Annotated in this window: 13 protein-coding genes and 1 rRNA gene; 7 read left to right on the top strand and 7 right to left on the bottom strand. The window is 41.9% G+C overall.

Translation table 11 applies throughout. The annotated features are described in order from the left end of the window. Positions 1-49 precede the first annotated feature (49 nt). From NBH14_RS01270 to NBH14_RS01255, 4 genes are read left to right on the top strand one after another with little or no spacing between them, the layout of a single operon-like run. Entirely contained in the window at positions 50-3,193 is a 3,144-nt protein-coding gene (locus NBH14_RS01270; RefSeq protein WP_186962037.1) for a SusC/RagA family TonB-linked outer membrane protein, read from the top strand. A 12-nt stretch (positions 3,194-3,205) separates the two neighbouring features. Beyond that, positions 3,206-4,939 (top strand): RagB/SusD family nutrient uptake outer membrane protein, encoded by a 1,734-nt coding sequence (locus NBH14_RS01265; protein WP_186962038.1) that lies wholly within the window; start codon positions 3,206-3,208, stop codon positions 4,937-4,939. Between the two features lie 34 nt (positions 4,940-4,973). Then, positions 4,974-6,794: a DUF4962 domain-containing protein gene (locus tag NBH14_RS01260; RefSeq protein WP_250817067.1), complete on the top strand. Its 1,821-nt coding sequence runs from the start codon at positions 4,974-4,976 to the stop codon at positions 6,792-6,794. Positions 6,795-6,827: 33 nt separating this feature from the next. After that, on the top strand, positions 6,828-8,039 hold the full coding sequence (locus NBH14_RS01255; RefSeq protein WP_186962040.1) for a glycoside hydrolase family 88 protein: 1,212 nt from the start codon (positions 6,828-6,830) through the stop codon (positions 8,037-8,039). A gap of 74 nt (positions 8,040-8,113) precedes the next feature. Here the strand turns inward: NBH14_RS01255 and NBH14_RS01250 are convergent, their stop codons facing one another. Next, the gene (locus NBH14_RS01250; RefSeq protein WP_250817065.1) at positions 8,114-8,443 is read right to left on the bottom strand and encodes a hypothetical protein; all 330 of its coding nucleotides are present in this window, start codon (positions 8,441-8,443) and stop codon (positions 8,114-8,116) included. A gap of 65 nt (positions 8,444-8,508) precedes the next feature. Then, on the bottom strand, positions 8,509-8,775 hold the full coding sequence (locus NBH14_RS01245) for a hypothetical protein (protein WP_186962041.1): 267 nt from the start codon (positions 8,773-8,775) through the stop codon (positions 8,509-8,511). Positions 8,776-8,935: 160 nt separating this feature from the next. Between NBH14_RS01245 and NBH14_RS01240 the strand changes: the two genes are divergently transcribed. Next, a complete protein-coding gene (locus tag NBH14_RS01240) occupies positions 8,936-9,778 on the top strand; it encodes a LytR/AlgR family response regulator transcription factor (protein ID WP_128135199.1) in 843 nt (280 codons plus the stop codon). Between the two features lie 163 nt (positions 9,779-9,941). Here the strand turns inward: NBH14_RS01240 and NBH14_RS01235 are convergent, their stop codons facing one another. The 5 genes from NBH14_RS01235 to NBH14_RS01215 form a co-directional block, all read right to left on the bottom strand. Continuing rightward, the gene (locus NBH14_RS01235) at positions 9,942-10,442 is read right to left on the bottom strand and encodes a lipid-binding protein (protein ID WP_186962042.1); all 501 of its coding nucleotides are present in this window, start codon (positions 10,440-10,442) and stop codon (positions 9,942-9,944) included. Positions 10,443-10,455: 13 nt separating this feature from the next. Continuing rightward, on the bottom strand, positions 10,456-11,160 hold the full coding sequence (locus tag NBH14_RS01230; RefSeq protein WP_186962043.1) for a BT_2262 family domain-containing protein: 705 nt from the start codon (positions 11,158-11,160) through the stop codon (positions 10,456-10,458). A 21-nt stretch (positions 11,161-11,181) separates the two neighbouring features. Then, positions 11,182-12,693: a SusD/RagB family nutrient-binding outer membrane lipoprotein gene (locus tag NBH14_RS01225; protein WP_186962044.1), complete on the bottom strand. Its 1,512-nt coding sequence runs from the start codon at positions 12,691-12,693 to the stop codon at positions 11,182-11,184. 19 nt (positions 12,694-12,712) lie between these two features. Beyond that, positions 12,713-15,925 (bottom strand): SusC/RagA family TonB-linked outer membrane protein, encoded by a 3,213-nt coding sequence (locus tag NBH14_RS01220; protein ID WP_186962045.1) that lies wholly within the window; start codon positions 15,923-15,925, stop codon positions 12,713-12,715. Between the two features lie 762 nt (positions 15,926-16,687). Then, positions 16,688-18,742 carry an alpha-L-fucosidase gene (locus NBH14_RS01215; RefSeq protein ID WP_186962046.1) on the bottom strand — a complete coding sequence of 685 codons (2,055 nt, stop codon included), beginning with the start codon at positions 18,740-18,742 and terminating at the stop codon, positions 16,688-16,690. 287 nt (positions 18,743-19,029) lie between these two features. Here NBH14_RS01215 and NBH14_RS01210 point away from each other — a divergent pair, with 287 nt between their 5' ends. Together NBH14_RS01210 and NBH14_RS01205 are read left to right on the top strand one after the other, a co-directional pair. Continuing rightward, positions 19,030-20,397 carry a Gfo/Idh/MocA family protein gene (locus NBH14_RS01210; RefSeq protein ID WP_233567473.1) on the top strand — a complete coding sequence of 456 codons (1,368 nt, stop codon included), beginning with the start codon at positions 19,030-19,032 and terminating at the stop codon, positions 20,395-20,397. A gap of 751 nt (positions 20,398-21,148) precedes the next feature. After that, positions 21,149-21,551: ribosomal RNA gene (locus tag NBH14_RS01205) — 16S ribosomal RNA — on the top strand; the annotation flags it as partial.

Here is a 21,551-nt window from a genome sequence, read left to right as displayed (position 1 = left end):
TTTTTGCCTCAGAGTTTATCTGAATTTATTAATCTAAATCTACCTATTTATGACGAATGATTTGAACATTCCTTCTTTTAGGAAAACAATGTTTGCAGGAATGGCCACACTATTCTTGTCCGTGGGAATAGTCCAAGCCAATCCGGTTAGTGCCGGGGAAGGTATAACGGAAAAGTTGCTATTATCCCAACAAGCGAAAGTGACTGTTACGGGAACAGTAAAAGATGCACAGGGACCGGTAATCGGAGCAAATGTAGTAGAAAAAGGAACTACTAACGGAACGGTCACTGATATGGAAGGACGTTTTTCTTTGCAGGTGTCTCCTGGTGCAGTATTGACGGTTTCTTATATCGGTTATATAGAACAAAGTATACCGGTAAATGGAAAAAACTCTTTTATGATCCAATTAAAAGAAGATTCACAAGCCCTGGATGAAGTTGTGGTTGTGGGATATGGAACACAGAAAAAAGTGAATATGACAGGAGCTGTATCATCTGTTGATATGAGTAAGATGGTAGATAGCCGTCCTATTACTTCATTGTCAGCAGGACTTTCGGGTATGGCTGCCGGTGTATCTGTGACACAAGGTAGTGGAGGACGGCCTGGCAATGATGGAGCAACTATACGAGTACGCGGACAAGGTACTTTGAATAATTCTGATCCATTAGTTGTTATTGATGGGGTTCCGGGAAGTATGAACGATATTAATCCGCAGGATGTGGAAAGTATTTCTGTGCTGAAAGATGCTGCTTCGTCTGCAATTTATGGTTCACGTGCTGCTAATGGTGTTATCCTGATCACAACCCGTAAAGGTAAAACAGGCGGTTCCAGAATTTCTTATAACGGTTATGTAACTATGCAACAAGTCGCTCATCGTATGGATCTTGTGACCAACTATGCAGATTATATGGAATTGTTTAATGAAGGAGAAAGAAACAGTAATCTGCCGGCACCGTTCAGCCAGGAAAAAATAGACGAGTGGCGTGCTGCCGGGAATAGTGATCCTGTAAAATATCCGAATTCGGATTGGCAAGATGCTGCATTCAAAACAGGATGGTTGCAAAATCATACCATATCCATTACCGGAGGTTCTGATAAAATTCATTATTTCATATCCGGAAATTATCTGAAGAATCCGGGAATTATGGAAAATTCCGGTTATGACCGTTATAGTGCCCGTGTGAACCTGGATGCAGAAGTTAAAGAATGGTTTACGATTGGAGTTAATGCCTATGGTTATCGTGGAAAAGAAGATTTGGGATTGATCCAGACGGAAGGTACAGGCAGTTTATTTTATACACATTTGCAGGCGACGACTCCCGGGATGTGTTTCCAGGCACCAGACGGGCGGTATGGTGGTGTCAATAATCCGGAAGATGATGCCCAGTCTGGTACCAATAATATATTGCGTAAGTTAAACAGTACAAAGGGAAATCGGACAACAAATAAAATGGTATCGCGTTTTTATGCACAGATCAGACCTTTTAAAGGATTGACCATAGAAGGATCTTATACATATGATTTTCAAAATAGATACCGTTATGAACAGCCTGTGTTTCATGATGTATGGAATTTGTATAGTAATACTGTCCAGACTGCCGGAACAGGAAAGACAAAAGTGACCAATCACGACGAAAAATGGGTACGGAATCATATGGATGGAATTATTCGTTATGAAACAGATATAGACCGATTAAATATTCAGGCGACAATCGGAGGTAGCCAGGAAGCGTATCGTTATAATTGGTTCCAGGCCAGTAAGGAAGATTTGATCGCACCGGAAATGACGGAATTGAATGCTGCTACGGCAAATGCTACAGCGACAGGAAACTACTCTAACTGGGCTATGCATTCTTTCTTTGGAAGAGTAAACCTGAACTGGGATGAGAAATATTTGTTTGAAGCCAATCTTCGTATGGATAATTCTTCCCGGTTTGCTGCAGGAAAAAACAGAAGAGGTTTCTTCCCTTCTTTTTCTGCCGGTTGGCGTATGAGTGAAGAAGGATTTATGAAAGATATAGATCTTGTCAACCAGTTTAAAATACGTGCTTCTTATGGCTCATTGGGAAACAATTCGGTAGGTGATTATGATTATCAGATGTTTTATTCTGCCTCAAATTATACATTGAATAATTCCGTACAGATTGGGATGGCGCAGAGAGCCTTGTCTAATGCTGGTTTGACATGGGAGACGACCTATTTAACAAATGTGGGAATTGATTTCGGTGTTTCAAAATTGAGTGGTAATGTTGATTTCTTCGTAAAAAATACCAAGGGAATCCTGATTGATTTACCTGCTCCGTTAGTGCACGGGAATGCAACTGTCCCTAAATCAAATGCTGCCCAGGTCCGTAACAGAGGTCTTGAATTGAATCTGACGTGGACTGATCGTATCGGGCAAGTAGATTACTTTGTGGGAGGGAATGTATCATACGTAAAAAACGAAGTAACTAAATTTAAAGGTGATGAACCGTCTATTAGCGGGACCAATATGATATTGGAAGGACAACCAATCAATATTCAGTATGTCCTTTCCGTAGATCGTATTATTCAGACAGAAGAGGATCTGGCATTGGTCCGGGCCATGGAAGAGAAAAATCCGGATGCTTTTTCCCAGTATAAAAAACCGGAGATGGGCGATTTCCTTTATAAAGATATTGATGGTGACGGGTGTATTACGGATAAAGATCGTATCATGGTTGGTAATGGGACCAACCCTACTGTCACTTTTGGCTTCAATTTCGGAGCAAGTTGGAAAGGATTGGATTTCTCATGTATCCTTCAGGGGGCAACAGGACTGAAAGAGTACTGGAGCGGTCAGGATGGAGCTAGCTTTTGGCCTTTAGTTCGCCGGGGTAATCAGATTAATAAGACAATTGCTGACGGACGCTGGTATTCGGGGCGAACAGATGCTACTTATCCGCGTTTGTTGGATTACAGTGATGGACGTAACAGTGTAGCCAGCGACTTTTGGGTCCAGAACAGATCCTATGTAAGGGTAAAAAATATACAATTAGGATATACTATCCCGAAGCAGCTTTCCCAGAAACTATTGCTGGATAACCTTCGCTTCTATGTCAGTATAGATAACGCATTGACATTTACGGGATATAAAGGGCTTGACCCGGAAATATCTGGTACTAAGTATCCTACAATGAGATTAACAACATTTGGACTGAATCTTACCTTTTAAATATTTTGAAACATGAAAAAAATACTGATATATATTTCTATTTTATTGACATCTGCCACATTCAACGGATGTTATGATCTTAATACTTATCCCGGTGATAAAGTAAATGAGAACCTTTTCTACAAAACGGAAGAACATGCGAAACAAGGATTAATGGGGATTTATGGTATGTTGCGGGATAATCACGCCTACGGTTACCAGTTTTTATTCGATCACCTGGCTGATATTGCTTATGGATATGACTATTATATGATGTATTTGGGTACTTATTCTGATCGTTCAGCAGAAATTCAATCCAAATGGCAAACGATGTATGATGGGATTCAGAGAGCTAACAGCTACCTTCGGGTCATACCGACTATGGATGTTCTTACCGAGGAACAAAAAAATGAGTATATGGCTGAAGCCAGATTTTTGCGGGGAATGTTTTATTTTACTCTGTTGGACTTATACGGCGGTGTTCCTTATTATGATGAAACGACGAATCTGAATGTGGAATACGTTGGCTTGAAGAAACCCAGAAGCTCCGCGGAAGAGATCCGTGCACATATCATCAGTGACTTGAATGAGGCTGTCGTTTATCTTCCGGTCAGACATAATGATTCTGATTATGGTCGTGCGACGAAAGGGGCAGCCTATGCTTTGCGTGGAAAAGTCTATCTTTACAATAAAGAATGGCAGAATGCTATTGCGGATTTTGAAGAGATTGTCAATAACAAGTCTAACAACTATGGATATGGCCTTGACGCTGATTATGCTCATATATTTAAACTCTATAATGGAGATAAGAGTTCAGAGATGATCTTTTCCGTGCAGAATAAAAGTGGTGTCGGAACAGAGTATGGTATGGCTATGCAAGCATTGATGGGGACACGCAGTGCGTTTGGTAGTTGTTGGAACAATACTGTTCCTTCCACTCAATTGGCTGATATGTATGAGCTCAAAGATGGCCGTCCTTTCAGTTGGAATGATGTTTTTCCCGGATACAATGAAGCTACTCCGGATCAGCGTAAAGAATTGCTTAGTGTAGAGATGGATGCGTCCGGTGCTGTTATTGGATTGCGAGATGTAGATACAGCACAAATATTGAATGTATATAAAAGCAGGGACCCTCGCATGATGGCTACTTTGATTGTCCCTTATTCTATTTATAAAGGTTGTATCGGAAAGACGACCCCACGGGATATGTTGTTTGCAATGGACCACAATGTGCAAGGGAATGAAAATCAGGGAACCATACGGAACAATAAAGGCTGGATCTCTTATTTGTATCGTAAATTTGTAGTTGAATATGATCTTGGCGGAGCTATCAGTGACCGTTTGCACACTCCTTTTGAATTTCCTCTGATTCGTTATGCGGATGTATTGCTGATGTTGGCGGAAGCCTATAATGAAAATAACCAACTGGATAAAGCTGTTGCCGAATTCAACAAGGTAAGAGCCAGAGTAGATATGCCCGGATTAAATTCCGGTCCTGCATGGATGCTTGTTACATCCAAAGAGCAGATGGCTGAACGTATACGAAAAGAACGTGCTGTTGAGTTTGCGGGAGAAGGATTACGTTTCAGTGATTTGCGCCGTTGGGGATGGGAAATAGCAAGCAAGGCTATGAGTGAGGTAGATGCAATCAATATTTATGGTGAATTTATCTATACTCATAAATTTTCCGAACGGGATATGCTTTGGCCTATACCTGGTGTAGAGATAGAGCGCAACGAAGCGTTGAAGCAGAATCCGGGATGGTAAATCCGTCCAAAATGTAATTTCAATGTATCAATTTATGAGATTTATTAGTTTAGTGAGCTTATCATTCTTTTTGTTTTCTTCGGTGGTAAATAGCAAAGATGCATCGGCCCTTTTTCCTGAAAGGGTGTTGCAGCAGCATCCCAGGTTACTGTTTAGTAAGCAGGAAGAACAAAGAGTTCAGGCTTTAGCAGGTAGAGAACCTTTATTGGATAGCTTACGTTTCGGTTTGATGAAGGAAGCGGAACGGTTATTGAGTGTTCCATTACAGGAGGATCCGCGCACGAAGGTTAAACAGACGAAAGATATATTGCCGGTCAGTCGTGAACAGGTATACCGAATGGTCAACTTGTCTCTGGCTTACCGGCTCAGTGGAGATAAACGGTTTGCTGAGAAGGCGGAAAAGGAATTGGTTCATGTTTGTAATTATCAGGATTGGGATCCTGCTCATTATCTAGATGTTGCAGAAATGACGACTGCGGTTGCTATCGGATACGACTGGTTATATGATGTGCTGTCTCCTGTGACAAAACAATTGATTGTCAGTTCCATTAAAACGAAGGCTCTGGATCTTGTTGTCGAAGAGTATAAAACCGGTAACAGTGATTCTTGGGCCAAACGAGAGACGAACTGGAATGTGGTTTGTAATGCAGGGATGGTATTAGGGGCTTTAGCCATTGAGGAGTATTATCCTGAACTTACTCAACATATTATCGGTGAAGCTGTAAAGTATGTTCCTAATTGTCTGAAACATCTGGCACCGGATGGAGTTTGTTATGAAGGACCTGCCTATTGGGGATATACCAATATGTATCTTTCGCTCTTATTAAAGGCTTTGAATGATAATCTCGGACAGGATTTCGGACTTTCTGAAATGCAGGGTGTGGATAAAAGTGTTTTGTATTATATGCATAGCACAAGTCCTTCCGGCAAGATATTTAATTTTGCTAATTCCGGAAGTACGGCGCCGGCAGCAGAACCTATTTATTTCTATTTCAGTAAAGCATTCAATCAGCCGGAAGCTGCAGCGTTTTATAGGAAGATCCTTTCGGAAACAGTACAAAGCGAGAATTATTTCAGATTTTATTTTTTGTCTATTCCCTGGTATGATACAGCTTTTTCTGCTTCAAAAACCTTGCCGAAGTTAAACGTCTACAGAGGAATAAATGATATTGTTGTATTTAATGGAGACAGGAATGTATCCAACAGTATTTATCTGATCGCTAAAACCGGCGATCCGGATATGGCACATCAACAGTTGGATATCGGAACTTTCATTGTAGAAACAAACGGGATAAGGTGGACTGACGATCTGGGAACGGATAATTACAGTTTGCCCGGATTCTGGGATTATAAGCCGGACGGCCGGAGGTGGACTTATTTCAGAAATTCCAATTTTAGTCATAATACTCTGTCGATCGATAATCAATTGCAAAATTCAGCAGGGATAGGAGAGGTCAAAGATTGTGACGATAAAGCTGTCCACCCTTTTGTAACAATGGATATGAGTACGGTTTATCAGGAACAGAGCCGCTTTGTTTATCGGACTTTCTGTTTATTGGATGATACCCGGATAATGATTACGGACAGCGTAGGGTTAAAAAATGCGGAGCAATCGGTTCAATGGTCTGTGATTACTTCTGCCGATGTTGAGTGTAATGGAAATACGGCAATTTTACGAAAAGATGGTAAATCATTCTTTTTGAAGATTGAATCGCCGGTTAACGCTTCGTTTACAACAAAAAGGGCAAAAAGAGAGACGGAAAATGAAAAACCTATAGAAGGTTATACGGTTTTATCGGCTTCGGTCTCAGATAGCACCATACAGGTAATCAAAGTTTTATTATCAGGAGATTAGACATGTAATTACATCAAAAATAAATATATAAATATGGTAAAAATGAAGTATTTAATGGGTATGGCTTTCTGTGCTGCGTTGATTTCATGTAGTGAAGTGAAGAAGGAGTTTATTGAAGAAAATGTTGAGTTTGCCCATAAACAGATAGGTAATGAGATAAAACTTATTGAAGCAAGCGGTAAGTTTATGAATCCAACTACCTTGAATTCAGACGGCTCCGTTTATTACTGTAATCTGACCGACTGGCGAAGCGGTTTTTTTCCAGGTTCTATATGGTATTTGTATGAATTGACGGGAGATAAGACGTTGTTACCTATAGCCCGAAAGTATACAGAGGAAGTTAAGGATGCCAAAAACATTACATGGAATCATGACGTCGGTTTTATGATCTATTGCAGTTTCGGCAATGGATTACGTTTAACAGGAGATGAGGAGTATAAAAATGTGATTGTTGAGGCAGCCCGGTCTTTATCGACTCGTTTCCGGCCTGTGGCGGGTATCATTCAGTCCTGGAATGTTGACAGAGGATGGATTTCCGAACGTGGTTGGGAATGTCCTGTCATTATTGATAATATGATGAACCTTGAGTTATTATTTGCTGCAACAAAATTGTCCGGCGATTCGACATTCTATAAAATTGCTGTTTCCCATGTGGATCGTACCATAAAGGAACAGTATCGTCCGGATGGCAGCTGTTATCATGTGGTAGATTACAGTATGGAGAATGGTTCCGTTCGTTTCCGTCATACTGCACAGGGATATGCACATGAATCGGCATGGAGCCGTGGGCAAGCCTGGGGTATCTATGGTTTAACGCTTTGTTATCGTGAAACGGGAGACCGAAAATATCTGGACCAGGCGTTAAAATCAATCCATTTTATGTTTACTCATAAAAATACTCCTGATGATTTTATTTTTTACTGGGATATGGATGCTCCAAACATACCAAATGACTATCGGGATGCTTCGGCTGCGGCTTGTATCGCTTCTGCCTTATATGAGATAACAACGATGGGAGTCTCTGAACCGCAGACATATAAGGCATATGCTGACCGTATTATGGAGAGCTTGGCTTCTTCGGCATATCGTGCGGAATTGGGAAAGAATGGGAATTTTCTATTAATGCATTGTGTAGGAAGTATACCTCATAATGGTGAAATAGATGTTCCACTCAATTATGCTGATTATTATTTCTTGGAGGCATTAAAACGGAAAAGGGATATAGAGAAGTTGTATAATTCGTAACAGCACAAGACTCTTTTTGTATTGTATGGCACATAATCTTTGAATTAGCTCAAAGGATTATGTGCCTGTACAATTCATTCTGTAATTACCGAAAACTCACCGATCCCTGCCTGGGGCTGATTATCGACGATGCGGGTTGCTACAAACCGTATCTTGTTTCCTTTTACAGCCGGGAAACGGATTTCCTGTTCTATCGGATTATGTTTGATATTCGAGAATTCGCCTTCTGCAACTTTCTTGTTATTTACAAACAGCTGGTAATTTGAAATATGTCCTCCGGCATCACGTCCCTGGTTGGGTACATAGCGGAAGCCGGCGATCGGCATATCATTTGCCAACTGTATTTCGATTTCCTGTTTTCCTTTCGGTAAATAGAATGTCGTATATCCGTTGCCGTCCAACATCGCTATTGTTTTTTCGTCTTTTGGATAAATGACAGTGTAGTTGGATGCCGGAATATCCAGCTCTTTTACGGAAACCGGGCTGCTCTTGTCGAAAGTACGGTCGTATGAGATAGCCTTGATTGTTCCTTTTTGAGCAAAAACAAAAGGTTCGGTATAACGGGGGGGAATCTTTTATCGGTTTCGAGTTCTTTCTGGAATTCGTTAATTTCGCTGGCACCTATCGTTTGTGTAAAGCGAAAGGGAATTATTTCCAGACGGCTCTCTTTCAGATGCGCCTTTTTATCGTACGAGAAAAGGCTGTTCAGTTGTTGTGTGCGAAGTGAGATATCCATAACAATCGATTTTTTGATGCAAACAAACATTATTAAAACAATCCTTGCAAATAAATGGTTCCAATGAACTCCAACTGGGACATAAACCGGAATGGCGGGGTGAATGTTTCGGGATTTACTAGTACATTTGTTCTCCAAATAGGAGGCAAAAGATATGGGAATGCTCGGTCATAAAATACCCGGTTATATTTATGAAAAGTCGAACATCGTTCGCCTGATCCTGCTGACAGCGTTTTTCGCTTTGGTATTTATCAATATATATAAGCCGTTCAGTTCGTCGAACTGGTATCGGGTTTCAGAGTTTAAGTTTTTTGTTTTTTCCAGTCTGATTATTCTTACCGGTGTGCTGGTGGTGGTGATCAGCCGGATTGTGATGTATTATTGGGGCAGGAAACATGCCATTTCCGTAGGTGCATATTCGGTGTGGATTATTCTGGAGATATTTTTCATGTCTTTGTTTTATACGATCTACACTTTGGTACTGAATCCGGAGCGGGAGTATTTAAGCGTTTTCAAAGAGTCGGCTATCAACACAAGCCTGGTTCTGTTGTTGCCCTATTCGGTCTTACATTTCTATTTTTCCTATCAGGAGAAAGAACGGCAGTTGAGGTTACTGGAAGAGGATCGGGCAGAGGCGGCAAACAAACTTACGGTTTTCTCTTTTTATGACGAAAAGCATGAATTGCGGCTGTCGGTGAAACGGACGAATCTTTTGTATATAGAATCGGCGGATAATTATGTGTGTATCTGGTATCTCAATAAGGGAGTACTGACAAAGTTCATGTTGCGTAACTCTTTGAAATCCATAGAAGAGAGTCTGGCCGAAACGAATGTGCTACGTTGCCATCGTTCATATATGGTTAATTTCGACCAGGTAAAGGTGATACGCCGTGAAAAAGACGGCATTTATCTGGAACTGGGAGTCGAGAAAGTCCCGGATATTCCAATATCAAAAACATATAGTGAAAAAGTGACACATTGGTTTATGACATATTCGTCGTAAATTATAGGGATAAAGTATGGTCTCGAAGTATAAGTGATTGCATTGGACTAATTTGGTATTATGTATAATAAAAACCGGAGCTGGTATCACTACTAACTCCGGTCAAGTGTGTCTAGTAAGATTTTTTGGTTAACTTATATGTTTTATAAATAGTTCTTATCTATTAATCATCAACAGCAAGTCCTGTATAGCGATATCCGGAAACTTTATACCTCATGCCAGGTTCATCGTCGCTGAATGAGATATAATAGACAATACTGTCCGCCGGTGTTCCATGAGGTGTCGTAGCAGCTCCCAATAAGATTTTACCGCCGTCAATCGTCACATCACATTCATCGGCTTCATTGGGAGCAGCACCATTGGTCGCAAATGTCAACGCATTGACATCCGATTTAACCCGTATTTTATATTTCCAAAAGTTGCCTATATCGTCTACATACATTTCGGTAGGTGTGTTTGCTGCCGTGTTATAGGTATTCATAAGGATATGCCCTAATCCATAGCAATCTTCGGCAATGACATTACCTCCTTCATCTACCGCATCTACCGTCACTTTCCATTCACCGGCAAGTGCTTCGGTTGCTGTGTTGCCTATTTCGTCTTTTTCGCAACCTGCCAATACGAATACCAGCAGGGTAAATAGCCAAATAATATGTTTATTCATAATTTCTATCCGTTTATTTGTTCATTATTACATAGAATGTCATTTGTCCTGCATAGTCGATATACCAGGAAATCTGTCCTGTTTCCGGGTCATATTTCCCATCTTTCATGTTGTCTATAGAGTCACCCCAACCAGCAAGTAAACTGCTGAGCGGTTCGATCGTATTGTCTGCATTCAGTTTGAAATAGCCTTTCATGGCATAAGCTGCACCGTAAGCGGCTCCTTGGTCATACCAACCTCCCAGAAAATCGGATACGGCAAATATGCCAGGTGCTACCAAAGTGACAGATACACTGAAATCTCCTTTGAATAGAACTTGTTCACCATTCACCTTTCGATAACTGACGCTTGAATCCACCGTATAATCACCGGCAGCATCTGTTGTGACCTCCGGATCATAGACAATCACCGAGCGTTTTGCCGAACTGGAGAATCCATCCGCATTCGCAGCAGAATAAGACACGGAATATAGACCTATCTGATCTGCATTCACATCACTATTGACAGTTACCGAAGCGGTCACGTCTTCTTCTCCCTCCATGGCAATTACACCGGGATCAGAAAATGTACTGCCCACCGGTACTAGCATGGGATCATCACCATTCAGTTCGAAGTTCACATAATGGGTCACTTTAGTCAGACCTTCTGTTGTTTTCTCGCAGCCCCATAAACCGAAAAGACCGCAAAAAAGCAATAAACTATAAATTACTTTTTTCATAAATCTCTCTTTTAAATTAAATTATTTACCCCAAAACACCGGTGACGTATATCCCGGGAATGCCGGTGTGTTCTCATTACGGGAAGAAGAACTTTCTGCATACGGATAACGTTCCAGCAATTTATTTGTACCCACTTCGCCAAATACCTGAATCGGCGTGTACAGCGTACCGGGAACATATTTGGATGTATTGTATGATTCCTGATCGCCTTCGGTATAAAAGTCGCTACCTTTGGCTGTACCGAATGTGGGGTAATCCAAACGACGCATCTCACACCAGGCTTCGAACGGGTTGACACCGGAAAGGGCTACCCATTTTGCGATACCGATACTCTTCTTATAATTGGAAGCATCGAACGGATAACGGGCTACATAGTCGGCAGCTCCACTTACGTTAGCAGAAGCAAAAGAAGCCTCGATGGCGGCCGCATAATGAGTGGCGGCATCGGCCGCAGATCCGTATCGTGCATAATATTCAGCTTTGAAGAATTCAACTTCTGATACGGTGATCAGGTAAACCGGCATATCGAATGTGGCCACCGGACGACACCAATCCTGCAATTTGCTGGTAGACTTCGGATAGTTGGTTCCTGAAATACCACCGATATATTCACTGCTTTTGTTTTTTTGAAAGAAAGCAGCCAAACGAGGATCTTCATATTCGACAGCGCCTTCGCTGTTCTTTACTTGCATCGTACCGATGATCGCCAGGTTGGCAGCGATATTGGTTTGCGTAGATCCCCAGGTCGTAGCAAATTCTTCCGAATAGAACGGGTTCATCTGCCCAGGTTCGTTCTTCCAACATCCTTTATAAGAAACGTCGGCGGTAGGGAAGTTGTTTTCTGCTAATAAAGCAGCCACTTCTGATTGTACGTCTTTCACACCGGACATACGCATCAGCATCTTCAACTTCAATGCATTGGCGAACTGGATCCATTTGTCGGCCGTTGAAGACGGGAAAAGGAAGTTGGTGCATACAATATTCGATGCCGAAACCTTTTCCAATGCCTCATTGATTTCTGCAATCACTCCTTCATAAACCACCTGTCCTTCATCATATTTAGGAGTCGGGAAGTTTTCTAAATCCAGTGCTTCTGTATAAGGCACTTCGCCATAACAATCAACCAAAGCCTCGTAAACAAACGCGCGCAAAACCGTTCCTGCCAAATAGGTTCCCCAATCTTCCTGTTCTGCGGCCTTGGTTAGTAATGTCTTCAGGTTCTGTAATGCTTTTTGATTGAATTGTGTATAGGTTCCGCTACTGCGAGTAGCCGACATATTGAACTTTGAATAGTCCAAATAGTTGCTTGTTCCGAATAAGTGCGCGTATTGCTGGGCATGGAAACCTCCGGCGATGCGCAAAAAATTACCATAGCTTGAAGCCGTGTTCATTTCGATGGCAGGCATTAACATGGAAGTCTCAACGTTCTCCTCGGCTGGCGAATTGGGATCAGTGTTGATATCCAAATAGCTGTTGCAAGAAGTGAAGCTTACACCCAAAAGCAGTGCAGATGCCAATAATATTTTTTTCATATTTTATTTTCTCCTCATTTTAGAATTTAACACTCAGGTTGCATCCGAATATACGGCAAGACGGGTTGGTATACAGTTCACCGAATTGTGTTGCCAGGTCACCATAAGAAGACTGTGATACGGTTGTTGATTCCGGATCTACGTAGCGGTTATCTGATGCGGTCCAGGTAAATACATTATTACAAAATGCCGTAATGGCCAAATTACTCAATGACATCTTACGCACCCACTGTCTCGGGACATTCCAGGTCAGGCTGATGTTACGCAATTTAACGAATGAACGATCAAGCAAATAAGCTTCTCCACCATCTCCATATCCGTAATCATTGAAATAGGTTTGATAGCTGCCGTTGCCCAGATAAATCGGGGTGGTGTTTTCGGTATAATTGCCATCGCCATTATCAACAACTGAATTGGGGATAATGAACGGACGGCGGTCATTGTAAGTTGTAACTACACCGTTACCTGTAAATTGCATCAGGTTTTTCGTACGTGAGAACATATAACCACCGCTACGAATATCCAGAGCTGCGCTCAATGTGAAGTCTTTATAGGTAAAAGCAGTATTGATTCCGCCTGTCCAGTCATGATTCATGTTTTTGCCGGTATCTTCGACCGATGTACCTAAAACAGGATAACCGTTTGCGTCTACGATCGGCTTTCCATCTGCAGTTTTCTTAGGTAAGTAAGTATAGAACTGCCCCATCGGCTTACCTTCTTCGGCATACATATAAATCGCATCGTTACCGGCAGAGAAGTTATAGATGGAAACTTTTCCGCCTTCCAGGCTTTCAGGTAATGAAAGAACTTTGTTGTTGTTTTTTGAGAAGTTGAAACTCAAGTCCCAACGAAAATCTTTAATCTGTACCGGAGTGGTATTGATAACTAATTCGATACCTTTGTTACTGACTTCACCGAAGTTGGTTACCATATAGCTGAAACCTGTTGACGGATCGGTCGGAAGAGTGAAGATCTGGTCTTTCGTTTTGCGGTTGTAATAGGCTGCATCGATTCCAAAACGTCCGTTGAAGAATTGTAAGTTCATGCCGACTTCAAATTCAGATGTCATTTCCGGACGCAATGTGTTGCTACCTTTAGTATTAGAAGCTATAAAGGCATTCACTCCGTTCATCGGGAACTTGGATATGTCGCTGCCATAATAGCCATTTGCCGTACCTTGTATATAAGTCAGGCCTGTCTGATAAGGATCTGCATCGTTACCGGTCTTACCATATGCTAAACGAGCCTTTCCGAAAGTAAGAACTTCATTTTCCGGGATTAGACGGGTAAAGATCCAACTCAATGTGGCACCCGGATAGAAGAAACTGTTGTTGTCGATAGGTAATGTAGACGACCAGTCGTTACGAGCGGTTAAGTTCAGATAAATCATATCATCCCAACCAACGGTTACATCTCCGAAGAGACCTACCAAACGGCGTTTATTCTGACTTTCCGACAATGTTGTTTTTGTAGAACCGTTGCTCAGATCCCAGAATCCGGAATAGAAAGACAAGTCGTCGGTTTGACCGGTCATGCGCGTATATCCGCGTTCGTTCATGTTTACACCGGCATTTACGTTGACATCCAGCTTGTTATCCAGGAAACGTTTAGAATAATTAGCCAAGAAATCGTGATTCAATTCGTAATGACGGCCATATCGGGTATATACATGTCCGCTTTGGTTCATGTTGGAAGGAGCATATCCATAGTCTTCGTCAATCAGCGCGTCGTCCAGGTTAATTTGTGGAGTACCTACCTTACGGTCATAGTCCGTATAGTCGAAGCCCATACGATAGGAAAGTTTCAACTCTTTGATCGGGGTGACATCTACCTGTACTTTACCGTAAATCTGCTTCGAAGCCGTATGGTTGTAATTGTTTTCCAATGCCCAGTAGGGGTTTGTGATACCGTAAGGAGTAAAGTACGCCTCCGGTGTATTGAACGGTGAACTGGTATCTTTCATGTCTACGATAGAGATGTCGCGAGGTAACTCAAACACGCCGTCGATCACGGATGTACCTTGGAAACTGCCGACTGCATCCGTCTGGCTGCGTGCAAAATTAAGGGAAGAAGACACTTTCAGCCAGTTTGTCGCCTCATAGCCGCCACGGAAAGCTACCGTATTACGTTCGTACGTATCATAATCCTTCGGCATGATACCGTCATCTTTCGTAAAAGAATAAGACAGATAATAATCCATCTTTGTGTCGGCAGAAACACCACTCAAGGAAACCGTATGGTTCTGCGACCAACCCGGATCAAAGAAATCCTTTACATTATCTTTTTTTGCACTGTATTCATGAATCAATTGCTGATTATTCCAGATCGGGCCATACACCTGCATTGATCCATCGAGGCGAGGGCCCCAGGAGCCATTCTCAATATATGTCTGTGCACCGTTCCATCCCTGTCCGAACGAGTTCTGCATTTCTGGCAGAAAAGAGACCATACGAGCCTGTACATTACCGCTGTAGCTGATTGAGAAATTTCGTCCGTCGCCTTTCTTTCCTGATTTCGTGGTAATCACGATCACACCGTTAGCGGCACGGCTACCATAAAGGGCGGTTGCGGCTGCTCCTTTTAATACAGTCATCGAAGCGATATCTTCAGAAGCCACACTTGAAATACCTCCGGTTGATACGTTTTTGCCATCACCGGAAACCATATTATTCTGTAAAGGTACACCGTCAACTACATAAAGTGGTTGATTACTTCCGTTGATAGAACTGAAACCGCGGATTACAATGTTACTAACCGAACCCGGGTCAGAAGAGGTGGAACTAACCGATAATCCGGCAACCTTACCGGAGAGGGCATCGGCAACATTGGTCGTACGTGAGCTGATAATTTCATCGGCCTTAACGGTCGTTGCTGAATACCCCAGGGTCTTTTCAGAGCGGGTAATACCCATTGCCGTAACGACAACTTCATCCAAATTCTGGGTGTCTGATTGCAGGAGTACTTTAATAACAGGCTTTACAGCCACTTCCTGCATGTTCATGCCGACATACGAGATTTGCAAAATTTTGCCCTCGGGTGGTACATCCAAAGAGAAACGACCTTCGATATCCGTTACTGTACCAATCGTTGTTCCTTTAACAAGAACTGATGCTCCAATAATCGGTAGACCGTCATCTGCGGCGGTAACAGTACCTGTCACCTTCACATTTTGAGCTACTACTGTACACATGCAGATCACAAGGCACAGTAAAGTAAAAGTTAACTTTTTCATTTCACACACATTAAATTATATAATATAACTACAATTTTCACTAAGGTTAAATAAGCTATATCTGAGTCCTAGGGGAACTCTGTCCATTAGTCATAAGGAGGGTTTAATGAGCTTGTTCTGAATCTCGGCGTCATGCTCTTTTCTTGAATTTTAGCCTGTTGAGTATCAGGTGCTTTGTGGGTAGGGAAAAGTGAAATTTGCTATAACATGAGGATTCGATGTTAATTATCGTTTAAAAGGCGTGAAAAATAGCTTTCATTAGTTTGATTTCGGTGGTTCTTGCTGCTTAATGTTTAATGGAGCCGAATTTTTTATGATAAAAAAAGTTGCAGTTGTAATATTTTTGTATAACTTGCCAACGTTTTTTTCAATAACTAAAAAAACGACAGCAAGCACCAATAAGTTTATCGTCCTGAGTCTAAAATATTTTTATAAAACAGTTTCTGTTATAACTATAAAGATAGTCCAAATGGACAGAGTTCCCCTAGAACTAAGTAAATAAGATTGTATTTGTCAAAGAAAAGCTATCAGCGGAAACTTTGAACAACGAAACATAGAAAAGCATTAGCGAGGTTTCCTTTTGATATAGAAAACGCATACAGGGCATTAAAATGAAACTTTGATGATTCTTCCCGGTTGAACCGTCGGGGAAGATCAAGTCTGAATAAAATGTCATTGTGGTGTATATAAGAAAAGAGTGTCGAAACGTATATGTCCAACACTCCTTTTTATTTGAATCGTATTGATTTTGTAATACCGGTTTTATTCTGTAATTACCGAAAACTCACCGATCCCTGCCTGGGGCTGATTATCGACGATGCGGGTTGCTACAAACCGTATCTTGTTTCCTTTTACAGCCGGGAAACGGATTTCCTGTTCTATCGGATTATGTTTGATATTCGAGAATTCGCCTTCTGCAACTTTCTTGTTATTTACAAACAGCTGGTAATTTGAAATATGTCCTCCGGCATCACGTCCCTGGTTGGGTACATAGCGGAAGCCGGCAATCGGCATATCATTTGCCAACTGTATTTCGATTTCCTGTTTTCCTTTCGGTAAATAGAATGTCGTATATCCGTTGCCGTCGAACATTGCTATTGTTTTCTCGTCTTTTGGATAAATGACAGTGTAGTTGGATACCGGAATATCCAGCTCTTTTACGGAAACCGGACTGCTCTTGTCGAAGGTACGGTCGTACGAGATAGCCTTGATTGTTCCTTTTTGAGCAAAAGCAAAAGGTTCGGTATAACGGGGGGAATCTTTTGTCGGTTCCGAGCCGTCAGTCGTATAATGGAGTTCTGAGTTTTTATCTTCTACCCGGATAGAAACAACATCTTTGCGGTCACGTCTGATTTCCGGTTCGGTTAATAAGGCCGGTGCCAAGAAAGCCTCTACATTATTGATACATAGCGGGCCGCGTGCATCCAGGAAGTTGATGCGTATCTTGTCTGCATTGACAGTCTGGAAACGGACGATACGTTTGTAGCCGACAGTCGTCGTGGAATCGGCTGCTTCAACCGGTGTCCATTGCCCGTCTTTTTCTGTTTCGATGGTGAATGCTTTGACACGCTGTCCCAATGGGATATATTCCTGTATCATCAGGCGGTTTACATCCGTCGGTTTGCTGAAGGTGAAAGTAAGCGTAGCGTTTGTAACTCCGTCTTCTGTAGCCCAGTAAGAATCCCAATTGCCGTCATTCGTTTTGTCAGCCTTAAACTGGCCGCCGCGGGAATTGCTGGCTTTTACGGATGCTCCCTTTAATAAGTTGGTTTTTAAATCGTTCTGTATAGTTTGATACCATTCGACTGCACGGATAGAATCCGTCGGACTGATCTTTCCGTTTAATGCAACCGGAAAGTTTAGCAGGAAGTTTGCATTATGTCCGACACTCCGGTAATACAGATCGACTAAATGTGATAATGATTTTACCTGATGGTCTTCACGTGCGTGATAGAACCAACCCGGACGAATGGAAACGTCGCATTCGCCACCCAGCCATTCTTCACCGTCTTCCAGTCCCCACTGGCTCTGACGATAATGTATGCCATCTTTTTTAGTGAACATACTCCATTGAGTATCACCCGCCCAGCCTTCTTCATTGCCGATCCAGCGGATGGTCGGTTCGGTTCCTCCAAAAATCATGACGGAAGGATTATACTTTTTAATCGTGTCGACAGCCTGTTCATATTTATAATAGGTATTCGGGTCGATAGAACGCGTTTCATTTGCGCCACCGTACCAACCGTTGCCGCCGTTAGCTCCGTCAAACCAGTATTCGAACAACGGACCGTAATTGCAGACTAATTCATGTAATTGGGCATGGAACTTTTCTACATATCCCGGTTGTCCGTAATTCTCACTGTTACGATCCCAAGGGGAGAGATAAATACCGAATTTCAATCCGTGTTTGTGGCAGGCGTCGGAAAGCTCTTTTACCATATCACCTTTTCCGTCTTCCCAGGGAGAATTTTTAACGCTGTATTCTGTGGTTGTTGTTTGCCACAGGCAAAAACCGTCATGATGTTTGGCGGTGAGAATCACCCCTTTTAATCCGGCAGCCTGGATCGTACGAACCCATTGTTCGCAATCTAAATCTGTAGGATTGAAGGTGGAAGCAGGCGTGTTCCCGTATCCCCATTCCAGATCATTGAATGTGTTTAGACCGAAATGAACGAAGGCATATGTCTCCATTTTGTGCCATTCCACCTGCTCAGGCGTTGGAACAGGATAAACAGGATCAGGGGCGTTTACTTCTTTACAGGAGATTAAAGTAGTAAGTCCTAATCCGAGGAGGAAAAGATAATTTGCGCTTTTCATCGTTTGATTATGTTATTGTTGATGCTTCAAAGGTACAAAAAATATGATTTGTATAAGGATATTCTGTCTGTTTTGCTATTTTTAGTTATTGTATTACAGAACCGTGCTGGTTCTATAGAATACTTGCCGTATTTTATACAATATCATTTTTCTTATTGTCTAAAATACATCTAAAATCCATATATGTCTCTAATAATGTGGTCTATAAAAAATCTTTTATGTTTGTTTTATTCCAGATGAATTTATATATTTGAGCGTCTAATAACTATATTTTTATTATTAATACCATGAAAAGAAGAGATTTCTTAACAAACACAGCATTGCTGGGTGCCGGAATACCACTGGGTATGTCGTCGGCTGTAATGACTTCATGTACACAACAACAAAGTGCAGGAACGGCTGCGAAGAGTTATTCTCCGGAAGAATTGGGAATGTTCTCTTTCGTAGAGGTGGCACCTGATGGGAAACCCTTAAAAGCAGCTTTGGTGGGTTGTGGCGATCGTGGAACCGGGGCGGCTACACAATTCCTCAAATCAGGACCGAATGTGTCTATTATTGCTTTGGCTGATTTGTTCCCGGATAGAATGGCGACCTGCCGGAAAGTATTGTCTGAACAATTTAAAAATGAAGTGCCTGATGCCAATTGTTTCTTAGGCTTCGATGCTTATCAGAAGGTGTTGGCAATGAATGATATCGATGTAGTCCTGTTATGTACCCCTACACATTTCCGACCGGAGCAATTCAAAGCGGCGGTTGAGGCAGGTAAACATATTTTTATGGAAAAGCCTTGTGCTGTCGATCCGACCGGAATACGTACAGTAATTGCAGCAGCCAAAGTTGCAACATCTAAAGGGTTGACTGTTGTAACAGGTAATCAACGCCGTCATCGTAGAGATTATTGGGAGGCTTATGTGCAGGTAAAAAACGGATTGATCGGTGATGTCGTATCTTCTTCCGCTCATTGGGACCAGGGGGCATGGTGGAATAAGCGCAAACGTCCGGAATGGAGCGATATGGAATACTGTATTCGTAACTGGTTTAACATTAAATGGTTAAGTGGAGATCACCTGTTGGATCAGGCTATTCATAATATTGATGTGGTAACGTGGTTTATGGAAGACCGTCCTATCCGTGCTGTTGGTTTCGGTGGTCGTGCGCAGCGCCTGACGGGTGATATCTATGACTTTTTCAGTGTAGATTATTATTATAACAATAACAAACGCATGTTGGCGACTGCCCGCCAGATTGACGGTTGTGACGGAAATGTATCCGAGCAGGTATATGGAACCAAGGGGATGGCCTCTCTGAATGACCGGGGTGAAATTAAAATTGTGGATTATAATGGAAACACTCTTTGGGAATATGATTATCAGAATAAACCTGTAAAGAATCCATATGATCAGGAACATGTGCATTTTGTTGAATCAATCCGTCTGGATAAGAAAATAAATCAGGCAGAAGCATTGGCCTATTCTACTCAGGTTGCTATTCTGGGACGTGAGGCCGCTTACACCGGAAAACCTATTTCCTGGGATGAGATTATGGCTTCCACTCTTCGTTATGGTCCGGATGAATATAAAATGGGACCGTTACCTTTCTATAAAGAAGGAGAAGCACCGAAGCCGGGAAAAGCTCCGGATGCGCCTGTAATGTAATTAGTAATTTATGTTAGTGAAAACGCTCTGAATATTTTTTTAAGATATTCAGGGCGTTTGTCAGTTTTGGACAGATGCGCTTCTTATATCATAGGGCTCTTTTTTCCCCGGGTCTCCCTGCAAATCTCCCAATGTTATAACTATTCTTTCTGATGGAATAATTAATCGTTCAACAATCATTCTCTATTCATTAAACAGACGTTCTCTATTTATTCGACAACTGTCGAACGAATAGAGGATAAATATCAAACGATTAATTATTCCAAGCGAGAAACTAACTTTTCCAAAGCGAGGTTTCATTCATTTAAGATAAGCGAAAAGCCAGATGCATAATTTTCTCCTTCTTTGTGCGTACATTATATTACAGTGCCTGCCGTGAAAAAATAAATGAAAAATAGTTTGTAAAAAGTTTGGAGTGTATATAGTAATCGACTACTTTTGCACCCGCATTCGAGAGAGAACGGCGCACCAACATGATGAAAGAGGTAACCTGAGGAAAGGGGATGAGGTTAGAAGTTCTAAGCAAAATTCCAACCGCCACAGCGACTCAAAAAAAACTTTTCAATTTTTCTTCTGAAAAATTTGGCAGTTAAAAAAAAGTCCTTACCTTTGCAGCCGCAATCGAAAAGAAAGCGAAAGTTCTTTGAAAGATTTACATATCAACAAGTAGTACAAGTATTATAATTAATACCGTCAAAAACTTGAAAATAAAATAACGGATTCTGAGCATAGAGATATAAAAACAATTTAAACAACGAAGAGTTTGATCCTGGCTCAGGATGAACGCTAGCGACAGGCTTAACACATGCAAGTCGAGGGGCAGCACGGTGTAGCAATACATTGGTGGCGACCGGCGCACGGGTGAGTAACGCGTATGCAACCTACCTATCAGAGGGGAATAACCCGGCGAAAGTCGGACTAATACCGCATAAAACAGGGGTTCCACATGGAAATATTTGTTAAAGATTTATCGCTGATAGATGGGCATGCGTTCCATTAGATAGTTGGTGAGGTAACGGCTCACCAAGTCTACGATGGATAGGGGTTCTGAGAGGAAGGTCCCCCACACTGGTACTGAGACACGGACCAGACTCCTACGGGAGGCAGCAGTGAGGAATATTGGTCAATGGGCGAGAGCCTGAACCAGCCAAGTC

This window comes from Parabacteroides caecihominis (assembly GCF_023656785.1).
Classification (GTDB): Bacteria; Bacteroidota; Bacteroidia; order Bacteroidales; family Tannerellaceae; genus Parabacteroides; species Parabacteroides segnis.
Note: the sequence above shows the minus strand (reverse complement) of the source record. Positions and strands in the feature narration are given on the sequence as shown.